This is a genomic window from Pseudomonas sp. HMSC065H01, from assembly GCF_001815235.1.
In the GTDB taxonomy this organism is placed as follows: domain Bacteria; phylum Pseudomonadota; class Gammaproteobacteria; order Pseudomonadales; family Pseudomonadaceae; genus Pseudomonas; species Pseudomonas aeruginosa.
Genome location: NZ_KV819862.1, coordinates 157,057 through 170,320 on the forward strand (window position 1 = coordinate 157,057; position 13,264 = coordinate 170,320).

Sequence of the window (13,264 nt, forward strand, 5' to 3'; positions counted from 1 at the left end):
GGGTCAAGACCATTAGGAGTGGAACAAAGGTACGCATTCCTCGGTACCTTCACTGGCTGGGTACTTGGGGGGAGATACCGCGCGCCAGTACCTTTCAGTATTGGTCATGTTCGTGGGGCGTCCAGACAGGGCTGGCGGTTTTTTAAACAGATTTGGAATACCCTTGCCGTCCTTGAGTACCTAGGTGCCTGCGACCTGGCGCAAGATCGCCAGGGTATCGTCGATCACCGTCGAACTCGTGTAGAAGTGCGGGGAAAAACGGATACCTCCGCCACGCTGGGCACAAATGACCCGTTCCTGGCGAAGCGTTTCGAAGAGTGTCCGATTGTCCTGGCCGTCCAGGCTGAAGGTCAGGATGCCCGCGCGTCGGCTCGGGTTCCGCGGGCTGTGCAGGCGTACCCCGGGAATTCCCGACAGACCGTCCTGTAGCCACTGGACGCGCTCGGCGATGTCTCTGCCGACCCGCTCCATGCCGACCTCCTCCAACAGCCCCAGGCTGGCCTCCAGGGCCATCGCGCCGAGCATGTTCGGGCTGCCGCATTCGAAGCGCCGGGCGCTGCGCGCCGGCTGCCAGTCGCGACGCTCGTAATCGAGGGCATGTTCCAGCATGTGCCAGCCATATTCGTGCAGCGCCAGGCGCTCGCGCTGCTCGGGATGGCAATAGAAGACGCCCAGCCCTTCGGGGCCGAGCATCCACTTGTGCCCATCGGCCATGGCGAAGGCACAATCGTAGGCCTGTACGTCGAAGGGCAGGGCGCCGAGCTGCTGGATCGCGTCGATGCAGAACAGCACCCCGCGGCGGCGACATCCCGCGCCGATGCGCTCCAGGTCAAGGCGCAGGCCGCTGGCGTACTGCACCGCGCTGATCGACAGCAGGCGGGTGCGCGGGCCGCAGGCGGCGAGCAGGGCGCTCTCGGGATCGTCGCCGGCGAGACCGACCTCGACCACTTCGACGCCGCGCGGGCGCAAGGCTTCCCAGACCACTCTATTGGAGGGGAACTCCTCGTTGCCGATGACGACCTGGTCGCCCTCTCGCCAATCCAGGCCGAAGGCTACGAAGGAAAGCGCCTCGGAGGTGTTCTTGACCAGGGCGAGGTCGCTGCCGGCGCGCGCATTGAGCAGTCGGGCAAGGCGCTCGCGCAGGCGATGTTCTATCTTCAGCCATTCCGGATAGTCGCTGGCGCCGTGGGCGACGTTCTCCCGGGCGAAGGCGCTCACCGCGTCGGCGGCGCGTCTAGGCCAGGGTGCGACCGCTGCGTGGTTGAGGTAGCGCAGACCGTTGGTCTGGTCGAATTCGTCCTGGTAACAATTCATCGTCGGATGTTCCGTGCATTTTCGTGCTGAATAGGCATAATACGCGGCTTCGATTTTTGACTCATTTTGACCTGACAGTCTTTTTATGCAGAAAGAGCCTCGCAAAGTTCGTGAATTTCGTCGCCGTGAACAGGAGATTCTCGATACCGCCCTCAAGCTGTTCCTCGAACAGGGGGAAGACAGCGTAACGGTCGAGATGATCGCGGATGCCGTCGGCATCGGCAAAGGCACGATCTACAAGCACTTCAAGTCCAAGGCGGAGATCTACCTGCGCCTGATGCTGGACTACGAGCGCGATCTCGCCGCCCTGTTCCATTCCGAAGACGTAGCCCGCGACAAGGAGGCCCTGTCGCGCGCCTACTTCGAGTTCCGCATGCGCGATCCGCAGCGCTACCGCCTGTTCGACCGCCTGGAAGAGAAGGTGGTGAAGACCAGCCAGGTGCCGGAGATGGTCGAGGAGCTGCACAAGATCCGCGCCTCCAACTTCGAACGCCTGACCCAACTGATCAAGGAGCGTATCGCCGACGGCAAGCTGGAGAACGTTCCGCCGTACTTCCATTATTGCGCTGCCTGGGCGTTGGTGCATGGCGCCGTGGCGCTGTACCACTCGCCGTTCTGGCGCGAGGTGCTGGAAGACCAGGAAGGTTTCTTCCACTTCCTGATGGATATCGGCGTGCGCATGGGCAACAAGCGCAAGCGCGAAGGCGACGCTCCCAGCGCCTGATACCTGTGGTGCCGGGACGCAGTCACTGCGCCCCGCGCACTCTTTGCCGGCAGGGATATACTCGTCGCCCATCGATCCGCCGGCGGGACGTCGGCTGCCCATTTCCGGCGAATCCGCCGGTGGCACCGTCCCGGTGGCGGCTCCACGTTCGTTCAGGAGTTCTCCGATGAGTGTCCGTGAATTCCCCATCCACTACATCGAACCGGTGTTCCGGCCCCCGAGCGAGGCGCATTCGCTGATCCTCCCGGTGACCAATGGCTGTTCCTGGAACAAATGCGGCTTTTGCGAGATGTATACCCAGCCGCAAAAGAAATTTCGCGCCCGCGACGAGAACGAGGTACTGGAGGAGATCCGCCGCTGCGGCGAGCGCCTGATCGTCAAGCGGGTGTTTCTCGCCGATGGCGACGCCCTGGTATTGCCGACCCGCCGGCTGCTCGCGGTGCTGCAGGCGATTCGCGAGCACTTGCCGGAGGTGGAGCGGGTATCCAGCTACTGCCTGCCGCGCAACCTGCGCAGGAAGTCGGTCGACGAGTTGCGCGAACTGGCCGACGCCGGGCTGCGAATGGCCTATGTCGGCGCCGAGTCCGGCGACGACGAAGTGCTGGCGCGGGTCAACAAGGGCGAGACCTATTCCTCTACCCTGGATGCGCTGGAAAAGCTTGGCGAGGCGGGGATCAGTCGTTCGGTGATGATCCTCAACGGTCTGGGCGGAATGACCCTGAGCGCGCAGCACGCGGACAACTCCGCGCGCCTGATGAACGCCGCCCAGCCGGAGTACCTGTCGACCCTGGTGGTGAGTTTCCCTACCGGCGAGCAGCGTTTCCGTGCTGGCTTCGCCGATTTCGAGGCGCTGGATCGGCGTGCCCTGTTCGTCGAGGTCGAACGCCTGTTGCAGGGTTTGGAGCTCGAAGACACGGTATTTCGCAGCGACCACGCTTCCAACTATCTGGTGCTCAAGGGCGAACTGGGTGCCGACAAGGCGCGCCTGCTGGCCGAGGTCCGCCAGGCCATCGAGCAGCCGCAGCACGCTGCCCTGCGCCAGGAGTGGCAGCGTGGCCCGTGATGGCGCGGAAGCTGCATCGGCTCGTCATTCGCCGGTTTTCCGACGCCGGCAGGGGAGATGACCGATGTCGCACCTGTTCCGTATCGCCCTGGCGATGCTCCTCCTGGGCAGCCTGTCCGCCTGCATGAAGCCCAGCGACCTGGCCGACGGCGCCGACTACTACCTGCGCGACGCCGGGGTGCTCGATCACAGCGCCAGCCAGCGCAGCAACAACCGGCGGATCCAGGCCGACTCCTTCATCTACATCGGCCAGGGCCCGTTCGTGCCGCCGGGCTACCGGTACGCGCGGCCGAACGTGGTGGCCGAGCAGGCCTTCGAAGGTTTCGTCGAGTATTTCCCGCTGGTGCGCCGCGCCAAGGCGCCGCTCGGTCTGGACGACGCGATGCGCGAGGCGCGTGCCGCCGGCGCTCACTACCTGCTGTACTGCCGTTTCGCCCGGGGCGACAACAGGATCGGCAACTGGGAGGAGTGGGAAGACGAAGAGGAACTCGGCCGGGTCGGGCGCGATCGCAGTGTCATCCAGGTCATGCTGATCGAGACCAGCACCCGTTTCCTGGTGGACAGCGCGACCATCCGCAGCCGCGGCGGTTTCCTGACGTTCTACGACGCCACCCCGGAAGACCTGCTGCGTCCCCCGCTGGAGCAATACGCCCAGGAATTGCTGGGCCTGAACAGTCGAGGAACAGGCTATGAGTGATACCGGCAAGGCCAACGACCTGCTGGCGCAGATCCCCAGGGGCGAAAAGAAGGGCCTGCCGCCCGTGCACCTGTGGAATCCGCCGTTCTGCGGCGACATCGACATGCGCATAGCCCGCGACGGCACCTGGTTCTACCTGGGCACGCCGATCGGACGCAAGCCGATGGTGAAGCTGTTCTCCAGCATCATTCGCCGCGACGGCGACGACTATTTCCTGGTGACTCCGGTGGAAAAGGTCGGTATCCGCGTCGACGATGCGCCCTTCGTCGCGGTGACCCTGCAGGTGCAGGGCGAGGGCGGGGCGCAGGTACTGCGCTTCGCCACCAACGTCGAGGACGAGGTCGAGGCGGACGCCGGGCATCCGCTGCGCGTCGAGATCGACCCCCGCACCCAGGAACCCACGCCCTACCTGCGGGTGCGCGACAACCTCGAGGCGCTGGTGCATCGCAACGTGTTCTACCAGCTGGTCGAGCTGGCGGTGCCGCGCCGGATCGACGGCATCGAATGGCTCGGCGTCTGGAGCCACGGCGAGTTCTTTCCCCTCGGCCCGCAGCCGGACTGACAGGCGCAGCATGAAAAAAGGCTCCCGAGGGAGCCTTTTTCGTTTGCCTTACATGTTGGGGTAGTTCGGCCCGCCGGTACCTTCCGGCGCCACCCAGGTGATGTTCTGCGCCGGGTCCTTGATGTCGCAGGTCTTGCAGTGCACGCAGTTCTGCGCGTTGATCTGGAAGCGCTTGCTGCCGTCGTCGTTGGCCACCACTTCGTACACGCCTGCCGGGCAGTAGCGCTGGGCCGGCTCGTCGTAGAGCGGCAGGTTCTTCTCGATCGGAATGCTCGCATCGGCCAGCTTGAGGTGGATCGGCTGGTCTTCCTCGTGGTTGGTATTGGAGAGGAACACCGAGGACAGCTTGTCGAAGCTGAGCTTGCCGTCCGGCTTCGGGTAGTCGATCTTCGGCGCTTCGCTGGCCTTTTTCAGGCAGGCGTAGTCCGGCTTGTCGTCATGCAGGGTGACGGGGATCTTGCCGCCGAAGATGTTCTGGTCGATGAAGTTGAACGCGCCGCCGCCGATAGCGCCGAACTTGTGGATGGCCGCGCCGAAGTTGCGGCTGCGGAACAGTTCGTCGTACAACCAGCTGGCCTTGAACGCATCGACGTAGCTGGACAGCTCGTCGCCGCCTTCGCGGCCGGCGGCCAGGGCCTCGGCGATCGCGTCGGCGGCGAGCATGCCGGACTTCATCGCGGTGTGGCTGCCCTTGATCTTGGCGAAGTTCAGGGTGCCGAGGTCACAACCGATCAGCGCGCCGCCGGGGAAGACCATCTTCGGCAGCGAATTCAGGCCGCCCTTGCAGATGGCCCGGGCGCCGTAGGCCACGCGCTTGCCGCCTTCCAGGTACTGCTTGACCACCGGGTGGTGCTTGTAGCGCTGGAACTCGTCGAACGGCGACAGGTGCGGGTTGCTGTAGGACAGGTCGATGATCAGGCCGACGAACACCTGGTTGTTCTCCAGGTGGTAGAGGAACGAGCCGCCGGTATTTTCGTCGTTCAGCGGCCAGCCGGCGGTATGGACCACCAGGCCGGGCTTGTGCTTGGACGGGTCGATGTCCCAGATTTCCTTGATGCCGATACCGTAGTGCTGGGCATCGGCCTCGCTGTCCAGGTTGTATTTCTTGATCAGTTGCTTGCCGATGTGCCCGCGGCAGCCTTCGGCGAACAGGGTGTACTTGGCCCGCAGCTCCATGCCGGGGGTGTAGTAGCCTTCTTTCGGGTTGCCTTCGCGGTCGACGCCGAGGTCGCCGGTGACGATGCCGCGGACCACGCCGTTCTCGTCGATCAGCGCTTCCTGGGCGGCGAAGCCCGGATAGATCTCCACGCCCAGTCCTTCGGCCTGCTGGGCCAGCCAGCGGCAGAGGTTGCCCAGGGAGATGATATAGTTGCCCTCGTTGTGCATGGTCTTGGGCACGAAGAAGTTGGGCACCTTGGTAGCGCTCTCGGCGCTCTTCAGGACGTAGATGTCGTCGCCGGTCACCGGGGTATTGAGCGGCGCGCCGAGTTCCTTCCAGTCGGGGAACAGCTCGTTCAGCGCGCGCGGCTCGAACACCGCGCCGGAGAGGATGTGGGCGCCCACTTCGGAACCCTTCTCGACCACGCAGACGCTGATCTCTTGACCGGCTTCGGCGGCCTTCTGCTTCAGTCGGCATGCGGCGGACAGACCGGCGGGGCCGGCGCCGACGATGACGACGTCGAATTCCATGTATTCGCGTTCCACTATCGATCTCCTACTCAAGGCTCACGGTATCTGTTTATTGGTGGCTGAGATCTTTCCCTGATCAGAGCGGGCGCATTATATATAGCTGCATGGGCAGGTCCAATACAAACGTTTGTTTGAATTCTTTGGAAGCCTGATAGAATCGGCATTCGAGGGGGGGAAACCACCCTTTTGCCGTATTGACCGAAAAGGGTGATCCGGTCAAGATACGGGCGGTTTTGCGGTCGCTGTCTAGCAGAGTGTCGGTTTCCGGCCGGCGAGCATCACCGGCCAGGCCTGTCTGGCGACATCCTTATTCACCGGAGAATAACGAGGAATCCATGAAGGTTCTTGTAGCAGTCAAACGAGTGGTCGACTACAACGTCAAGGTCCGCGTCAAGGCGGACAACTCCGGCGTCGACCTCGCCAACGTCAAGATGTCCATGAACCCCTTCTGCGAAATCGCCGTGGAAGAAGCCGTGCGCCTGAAAGAGAAGGGCGTGGCTACCGAGATCGTCGCTGTCTCCGTCGGCCCGACCGCCGCCCAGGAGCAACTGCGCACCGCGCTGGCGCTGGGCGCTGACCGTGCGATCCTGGTGGAGAGCAACGACGAGCTGAACTCCCTGGCCGTGGCCAAGCTGCTCAAGGCCGTGGTCGACAAGGAGCAGCCGCAGCTGGTGATCCTCGGCAAGCAGGCCATCGACAGCGACAACAACCAGACCGGCCAGATGCTCGCCGCGCTGACCGGCTACGCCCAGGGCACCTTCGCCTCCAAGGTCGAGGTCGCTGGCGACAAGGTCAACGTGACCCGCGAGATCGATGGCGGTCTGCAGACCGTCGCGCTGAACCTGCCGGCCATCGTCACCACCGACCTGCGCCTGAACGAGCCGCGCTACGCGTCGCTGCCGAACATCATGAAAGCCAAGAAGAAGCCGCTGGACGTGGTGACCCCGGACGCCCTGGGCGTTTCCACCGCTTCCACCGTGAAGACCCTGAAGGTCGAGGCGCCGGCTGCACGCTCCGCTGGCATCAAGGTCAAGTCCGTGGCTGAACTGGTAGAGAAACTGAAGAACGAGGCGAAGGTAATCTAATGGCTATCCTGGTTATCGCTGAGCACAACAACGCGGCCCTGGCGGCTGCCACCCTGAACACCGTTGCCGCTGCCAAGGCCATTGGCGGCGACATCCACGTGCTGGTCGCCGGACAGAACGTTGCCGCCGTGGCCGAAGCCGCCGCCAAGGTCGAGGGCGTCTCCAAGGTGCTGGTCGCCGACAACGCCGCCTACGCCCACCAACTGCCGGAAAACGTCGCACCGCTGATCGCCGAGCTGGGCAAGAACTACAGCCACGTGCTGGCCCCGGCTACCACCAACGGCAAGAACTTCCTGCCGCGCGTCGCCGCGCTGCTGGACGTCGACCAGATCTCCGAGATCGTCGAAGTGGTCAGCCCCGACACCTTCAAGCGTCCGATCTACGCCGGTAACGCCATCGCTACCGTGCAGTCCTCGGCTGCGGTCAAGGTGATCACCGTGCGTACCACCGGCTTCGACGCCGTCGCCGCCGAAGGCGGTTCGGCTGCCGTCGAGCAGGTTTCCGGCCCGGCCGATGCCGGCAAGTCCGCCTTCGTCGGCGAAGAGCTGGCCAAGTCCGACCGTCCGGAACTGACCGCTGCCAAGATCGTGGTCTCCGGCGGCCGCGGCATGCAGAACGGCGACAACTTCAAGATCCTCTACGCCCTGGCCGACAAGCTGGGTGCCGCAGTCGGCGCTTCCCGCGCCGCGGTCGACGCCGGTTTCGTGCCGAACGACATGCAGGTCGGCCAGACCGGCAAGATCGTCGCCCCGCAGCTGTACATCGCGGTGGGCATCTCCGGTGCCATCCAGCACCTGGCGGGCATGAAGGACTCGAAGGTGATCGTCGCGATCAACAAGGACGAAGAGGCTCCGATCTTCCAGGTCGCCGACTACGGCCTGGTCGCCGACCTGTTCGACGCCGTACCGGAGCTGGAAAAGGCCGTCTGAGCCCGATTCCAAGCCGACAAGACCCGCTCCCCGGAGCGGGTTTTTTTATGTCCGGGCTGCGACGCGTGACCCTTTGGTCACGATTCCTGCCTTCGGTCCGCCCAAGCGGAGGTGTCTCATTTACAATGCGCGACGTCTCTAGCTCCTGAATGTGCTTTTCCGGCATCTAGCAACCGAGGTTTTCATGATCATCAAACCGCGCGTGCGTGGCTTCATCTGCGTCACTACCCATCCGGCAGGCTGCGAGGCCAACGTCAAGCAACAGATCGACTACGTCGAGGCCAAGGGCCCCGTCGTCAACGGACCGAAGAAGGTCCTGGTCATCGGTTCCTCCACCGGCTATGGCCTGGCTGCCCGCATCACCGCCGCGTTCGGTTCCGGCGCCGATACCCTCGGGGTGTTCTTCGAGCGTCCGGGCAGCGAGAGCAAGCCGGGCACCGCCGGCTGGTACAACTCGGCGGCCTTCGAGAAGTTCGCCCACGAGAAAGGCCTGTATGCCCGCAGCATCAATGGCGACGCTTTCTCCGACGAGGTGAAGCGGCTGACCATCGAGACCATCAAGCGCGATCTCGGCAAGGTCGACCTGGTGGTCTACAGCCTGGCCGCGCCGCGCCGTACCCATCCGAAGAGCGGCGAAGTGTTCTCCTCGACCCTCAAGCCGATCGGCAAGTCGGTCAGCTTCCGTGGCCTGGACACCGACAAGGAAGTGATCAAGGACGTGGTCCTGGAGGCGGCCAGCGACCAGGAGGTCGCCGATACCGTTGCGGTGATGGGCGGCGAGGACTGGCAGATGTGGATCGACGCGCTGCTGGAGGCCGACGTGCTGGCCGACGGCGCGAAGACCACCGCGTTCACCTACCTGGGCGAGAAGATCACCCACGACATCTACTGGAACGGTTCCATCGGCGCGGCCAAGAAGGATCTCGACCAGAAGGTCCTCGGTATCCGCGACAAGCTCGCCCCGCTGGGCGGCGACGCGCGCGTCTCGGTGCTCAAGGCGGTGGTGACCCAGGCCAGCTCGGCGATCCCGATGATGCCGCTGTACCTGTCGCTGCTGTTCAAGGTGATGAAGGAGCAGGGCACCCACGAAGGTTGCATCGAGCAGGTCGACGGCCTGTACCGGGAGAGCCTGTACGGCGCCGAGCCGCGCCTCGACGAGGAAGGCCGCCTGCGTGCCGACTACAAGGAACTGCAGCCGGAAGTGCAGTCCCGTGTCGAGGAGCTGTGGGACAAGGTAACCAACGAGAACCTTTACGAGTTGACCGACTTCGCCGGCTACAAGAGCGAGTTCCTCAACCTGTTCGGTTTCGAGGTCGCTGGGGTCGACTACGAGCAGGACGTCAACCCGGACGTGCAGATCGCCAACCTGATCCAGGCCTGAGGCCTGGATCCGAGCCGTCCTCGCGACGGCTCCCGCTCCCCCGCACCGGCGCCCAGGCGCCGGTTCGCGTTTTCAGCGACCGGCCACCTGGGCGTTCCGTACGCCGTCGAGGAAGGCCTGGTAGTGCTGCGCGGTTTCCTCCGGGCGTTCGACCATCGGCACGTGTCCGCAGTTTTCCATGATCACCACGCTGGGCCGCTTCAGCAGCGGACGCATCACCTCGATGCTGGAGACGTCCAGCACGCGGTCGCGGTCGCCCCACAGCAGCAGGGTCGGTGCCTCGATCTTCGGCAGTTCCGGCTCCAGCGGGATGTAGCGCTGGCGCAGTTGTTCGAATATCTGCGCGTTGAACGCCGACGCGGCTACCGCGCGTTCGCCGAGGTAGCGCTTGAGCGGCGCCGGCAGCGGCGGTTGCTGGACGAACACGAAGTCGAGCAGCTTCTGGAAGTCTTCCGGCTGGCGCACCACCAGGGGATTCTCGCCGCGCTCCAGGTCCTCGAACAGTTCGCTCTTGCGCGCCGGCATCACCCCGGCGTTGTCGATCAGCGCCAGCGATAGCACCTGTTCCGGATGGCGCGCCGCGTAGAGCGCGGCGATGTGCCCGCCCATGGAGTTGCCGGCCAGGTGCAGGCGGCGCCCGCCGATGGCGGCGGCGAAATTGGCGACTCGCTCGGCCTGGGTGCCGACGTCGTAGCTGGCCTGTTGCGGCTTGCTGCTGTCGCCGAAGCCGGGCAGGTCGAGGGCGACCACATGGTAGCGCTCGGTCAGCGGCCGGGCGAAGCGCAGCCAGTTGTCCTTGTCGGCGCCGAAGCCGTGGATCAGCAACAGGGTCGGGTTCTTCTCCGAGCCACCTTCCAGGTAGGCGATCTCCAGGTTGTCGACCTGCACGCTGTGCTCGCTGAGACCGGCGAGACCGCGCTCGACGGTGCGTACGCTGGCGAGGAGGGTAGCCGGGACGAAGTAGAGGACGCCGGCGGCGACCGCCAGCAGCAGAACCAGACCGAGGAGGAATCGTTTCATGGGTGTCCGAAGGCTTCAGGAAAAAAGGGGCCAGCGCTGAACGCTAGCCGTGCCGGCCCGCTGTCGCAAGCCTTGTGACGAGTCTAGGCGTGCTGCCGGTGGTCGGCGCCGAACCTAAGGACGGCGGTTCATTCGCCGGGTCGATAGAGATGTCGATGCTCGGCGCGGTACAGCGAAGAGTCGGCGAAGCCTTCGGCGGCCAGCACCTCGCCGACCAGGATCAGCGCGGTGCGGCGGAAATTCCTGGCGGCGACCTTGGGCAGGATGTCGCCGAGGGTGCCGCGAACCTGTTCCTGGTCGGGCCAACTGGCCCGGTGGATCACCGCGACCGGGCAGTCGGCGCCGTAGTGCGGCAGCAGTTCCTCGACGATCTTCGCCAGGTGGGCGACGCCCAGGTGGATCGCCAGGGTCGCCCGGTGGCGCGCCAGGTCGCCCAGGCTCTCGCCTTCCGGCATCTTCGTGCGTGCGGCGTAGCGGGTCAGGATCAGCGTCTGGGACACTTCGGGCAGGGTCAGCTCGCAGCCGAGCAGGGCGGCGCAGGCGGCGGTGGCGGTGACCCCGGGGACGATCTCATAGGGGATGCCGAGTTCGCGCAGGTGGCGGATCTGCTCGCCGATGGCGCCGTACAGGGAGGGATCGCCGGAATGCACGCGGGCTACGTCGAGGCCGCGGCGATGGGCTTGCGCGAGTAGCTCGACGATCTGTTCGAGGTCCAGCTCGGCGGTGTTCACCACCTGGCCGGCCTGGTGCCCCTCGAGCAGCGCTTGCGGAACCAGCGAGCCGGCGTAGAGGATCACCGGGCACTGGCGGATCAGGCGCTGCCCCTTGACGGTGATCAGGTCAGGGTCGCCGGGACCGGCGCCGATGAAATAGACGGTCATGGGAGTTCTCGTTCGGTGAGAAGACGTGCCAGGGCGATGCTCGCCCGATCGTCGCTGCGTTTCGCGCCGAGCAGATCGGCGCGACCGCCACCCAGGCGTTCGGCCAGGGCCAGGGCGGCGGCCTCGGCGACGCTGGAGCAGCCGGTTTCGCGCAGCGCGACGGCGGAGGGGCTGAGCAGGCGCGGCTCGTAGTCGTGCAGGACGGCGGGTGCGAGGAAATGCACGGGGCGTTCGAGCAGCGCGGCCAGTTGCCGCAGGCCGGGTTCGTCGCGTTTGCCGTCGATGCTGGCGAGGGCGTCCAGCTCGGCCAGGCTGCGCCCGTGTTCGCCCAGCGTTCGCTCCAGCAGCGCGCGCAGATGCTCGGCGCTACAGCCTCGGCGGCAGCCGATGCCGGCGATCAGCAGGCTGGGGATGGGCAGGGGCATGCGCGCACCGGAGGAAATGGAAGGAGAGGCACTATGGACCCGCGACCGGCAAGGGTCGCGGGTGGCAGGCGGTCAGGCGTCGACGCCGCCCCTGTTGCGCCGGAACAGCCAGGCAGCGGCCAGGCCGAGGGCGGCCCAGAACAGCGCATTGCTGACCAGCGAGGCGACCACGAAACGCTGGGCCAGGGCTTCCGGCGCCAGGCTGGCATGGACCTCGGGCTGCGGCGCGCCGAACAGGTGCGGCAGCGCCAGCAGGACGGCGCCGACCAGCTTCAGCGGCCAGTTGCCGCCGAACACCAGCAGGGCCAGGCCCACCGCGGTGGCGGCGGCGGTGGCGATCCACCAGTACTGGCGTTGCACCAGGTCGGCCGCGGCGGTACCCGGCAGCTCCGGCGGCAGGCCCAGCGACGGCGCCAGGCAGAACACCGCGTAGCCGGCCAGGCCCCAGAGCAGGCCCTGCCAGGTCTGGCCCGGCGCGCGCAGGGTGAAGAGGCCGGCGAGCATCAGGGCGAAGCCGACCGCCACCACCAGGTTGCCGCCGGTGGTGGAGAGGGTACGCTGCCAGCCGTCCTCCGGCTCCCAGGCCTCCTCGTCGTGGACATGGGCGGCGACGCCGGGGGCGTGTTCGTGGGGCTGGGCCGCGACCGGCTCGCTCTTCTCGTAGGTCTCCGCCTCGAGGATCAGCGGGGTGACCCAGAGAATCTGCAGCAGGGTCAGCAGCAGGGCGGCGAGCAGGCCGGCGAAGCCGGCGGTCTGGGCGATGCGCTTGATCATTCTGGTTCCCTCGCGACTCAGTGGCAGGGGAAGCCGGAGCTGTGCCGGGTATCGTGGGCGGCGTTGTGTACCGCGTCGATGTGCGAGAAACCGGCGAAATAGACCAGCAGCGCGCCGAGCAGGCCGGCGCCGATGGCCAGGCTCAGTCGCTTCGATAGGGAGGTGGTGGAGCTGGCGTGCGCTAGGGTGCTGCTGGACATGGTGCGTTCCCTCTGGATTGGCATGGGCGTGGCAGAGGAGTACGCACGAGGAACAGGCCCGGACGGCCCGCTTCACGCTTGCGCCCGCCCACCGCGGGTGAATCAAACGAAAGGTTCCAGGCCGGTCTCCGGGCTCGCGCGCGATGCGCTTACCGTTGCGGGGGCAGCGCCGGACTGGCTCGGAGAGCGTCACCGGCTTCCCGTTTCACCTCGTGCGCGCCGGCACGAGACACCTGGGACAACCCGCCTAGGACAGCATGAAGGACCGCCGGGCGTCAACCGGCCCGATTGACCCTGGCCCGCGCACTGCGTAGCCTTGCCGGTTCGAGGTTCCTCGCCGGCGACGGCGGGGCTAAGAGGGAACGCGGTCGATGCCGCGGCTGCCCCCGCAACTGTGAACGGCGATCGTTCCCCAATGCCACTGCGTGACGCGGGAAGGCGGGGAACCGGCGGAGACGCCAGACCGTGAGCCAGGAGACCTGCCTCGTCGATCCCGTGGCGCGATGCCCGGGGACAAGAC

14 protein-coding genes and 2 riboswitches are annotated in these 13,264 nt (G+C 65.8%); of the genes, 7 read left to right on the forward strand and 7 right to left on the reverse strand.

What is annotated here, in order from left to right; all coding sequences use genetic code 11:
• Positions 1-180 precede the first annotated feature (180 nt).
• On the reverse strand, positions 181-1,314 hold the full coding sequence (locus tag HMPREF3014_RS10190; protein ID WP_003104119.1) for an aminotransferase class V-fold PLP-dependent enzyme: 1,134 nt from the start codon (positions 1,312-1,314) through the stop codon (positions 181-183).
• A gap of 85 nt (positions 1,315-1,399) precedes the next feature.
• Here HMPREF3014_RS10190 and HMPREF3014_RS10195 point away from each other — a divergent pair, with 85 nt between their 5' ends.
• From HMPREF3014_RS10195 to HMPREF3014_RS10210, 4 genes are all read left to right on the forward strand, one after another.
• Positions 1,400-2,038 carry a TetR/AcrR family transcriptional regulator gene (locus tag HMPREF3014_RS10195; protein WP_003091114.1) on the forward strand — a complete coding sequence of 213 codons (639 nt, stop codon included), beginning with the start codon at positions 1,400-1,402 and terminating at the stop codon, positions 2,036-2,038.
• A 166-nt stretch (positions 2,039-2,204) separates the two neighbouring features.
• Positions 2,205-3,101: a radical SAM protein gene (locus HMPREF3014_RS10200; protein ID WP_023087170.1), complete on the forward strand. Its 897-nt coding sequence runs from the start codon at positions 2,205-2,207 to the stop codon at positions 3,099-3,101.
• A gap of 64 nt (positions 3,102-3,165) precedes the next feature.
• Positions 3,166-3,798: a DUF4823 domain-containing protein gene (locus tag HMPREF3014_RS10205; RefSeq protein WP_023087171.1), complete on the forward strand. Its 633-nt coding sequence runs from the start codon at positions 3,166-3,168 to the stop codon at positions 3,796-3,798.
• Positions 3,791-4,360, forward strand: coding sequence for a DUF1285 domain-containing protein (locus tag HMPREF3014_RS10210; RefSeq protein WP_004350889.1), 570 nt, complete (start codon positions 3,791-3,793; stop codon positions 4,358-4,360). Before HMPREF3014_RS10205 ends, HMPREF3014_RS10210 begins: the two co-directional genes overlap by 8 nt.
• A 48-nt stretch (positions 4,361-4,408) precedes the next feature.
• On the opposite strand, the gene HMPREF3014_RS10215 is transcribed toward HMPREF3014_RS10210, so the two are convergent.
• Positions 4,409-6,064 carry an electron transfer flavoprotein-ubiquinone oxidoreductase gene (locus HMPREF3014_RS10215; RefSeq protein ID WP_003102932.1) on the reverse strand — a complete coding sequence of 552 codons (1,656 nt, stop codon included), beginning with the start codon at positions 6,062-6,064 and terminating at the stop codon, positions 4,409-4,411.
• A gap of 320 nt (positions 6,065-6,384) precedes the next feature.
• Here HMPREF3014_RS10215 and HMPREF3014_RS10220 point away from each other — a divergent pair, with 320 nt between their 5' ends.
• The 3 genes from HMPREF3014_RS10220 (at position 6,385) to fabV (ending at position 9,444) form a co-directional block, all read left to right on the forward strand.
• Entirely contained in the window at positions 6,385-7,134 is a 750-nt protein-coding gene (locus HMPREF3014_RS10220) for an electron transfer flavoprotein subunit beta/FixA family protein (RefSeq protein WP_003091107.1), read from the forward strand.
• Positions 7,134-8,063, forward strand: a complete 930-nt coding sequence (locus HMPREF3014_RS10225; protein WP_003091099.1) for an electron transfer flavoprotein subunit alpha/FixB family protein — start codon at positions 7,134-7,136, stop codon at positions 8,061-8,063. The genes HMPREF3014_RS10220 and HMPREF3014_RS10225 overlap by 1 nt, the downstream gene beginning before the upstream one ends.
• Positions 8,064-8,247: 184 nt before the next feature.
• Positions 8,248-9,444 carry an enoyl-ACP reductase FabV gene (gene fabV, locus HMPREF3014_RS10230; protein WP_003102929.1) on the forward strand — a complete coding sequence of 399 codons (1,197 nt, stop codon included), beginning with the start codon at positions 8,248-8,250 and terminating at the stop codon, positions 9,442-9,444.
• A 72-nt stretch (positions 9,445-9,516) separates the two neighbouring features.
• On the opposite strand, the gene HMPREF3014_RS10235 is transcribed toward fabV, so the two are convergent.
• The 5 genes from HMPREF3014_RS10235 to HMPREF3014_RS10255 all read right to left on the reverse strand — a co-directional run bounded on the left by HMPREF3014_RS10235 (position 9,517) and on the right by HMPREF3014_RS10255 (position 12,744).
• Entirely contained in the window at positions 9,517-10,464 is a 948-nt protein-coding gene (locus tag HMPREF3014_RS10235) for an alpha/beta fold hydrolase (RefSeq protein WP_023087172.1), read from the reverse strand.
• Between the two features lie 128 nt (positions 10,465-10,592).
• Complete coding sequence (gene cobM, locus HMPREF3014_RS10240) at positions 10,593-11,345, reverse strand: precorrin-4 C(11)-methyltransferase (protein WP_003102926.1); 753 nt, start codon at positions 11,343-11,345, stop codon at positions 10,593-10,595.
• Positions 11,342-11,770: a cobalamin biosynthesis protein gene (locus HMPREF3014_RS10245; protein ID WP_003102924.1), complete on the reverse strand. Its 429-nt coding sequence runs from the start codon at positions 11,768-11,770 to the stop codon at positions 11,342-11,344. Before HMPREF3014_RS10245 ends, cobM begins: the two co-directional genes overlap by 4 nt.
• 72 nt (positions 11,771-11,842) lie before the next feature.
• A complete protein-coding gene (locus tag HMPREF3014_RS10250; protein ID WP_003091061.1) occupies positions 11,843-12,544 on the reverse strand; it encodes a CbtA family protein in 702 nt (233 codons plus the stop codon).
• Positions 12,545-12,561: 17 nt separating this feature from the next.
• A complete protein-coding gene (locus tag HMPREF3014_RS10255) occupies positions 12,562-12,744 on the reverse strand; it encodes a CbtB domain-containing protein (protein ID WP_003091059.1) in 183 nt (60 codons plus the stop codon).
• 101 nt (positions 12,745-12,845) lie between these two features.
• Positions 12,846-12,996, reverse strand: a riboswitch (cobalamin riboswitch).
• Positions 12,997-13,054: 58 nt separating this feature from the next.
• Positions 13,055-13,246: riboswitch (cobalamin riboswitch) on the forward strand.
• The last annotated feature ends 18 nt before the right edge of the window (positions 13,247-13,264 follow it).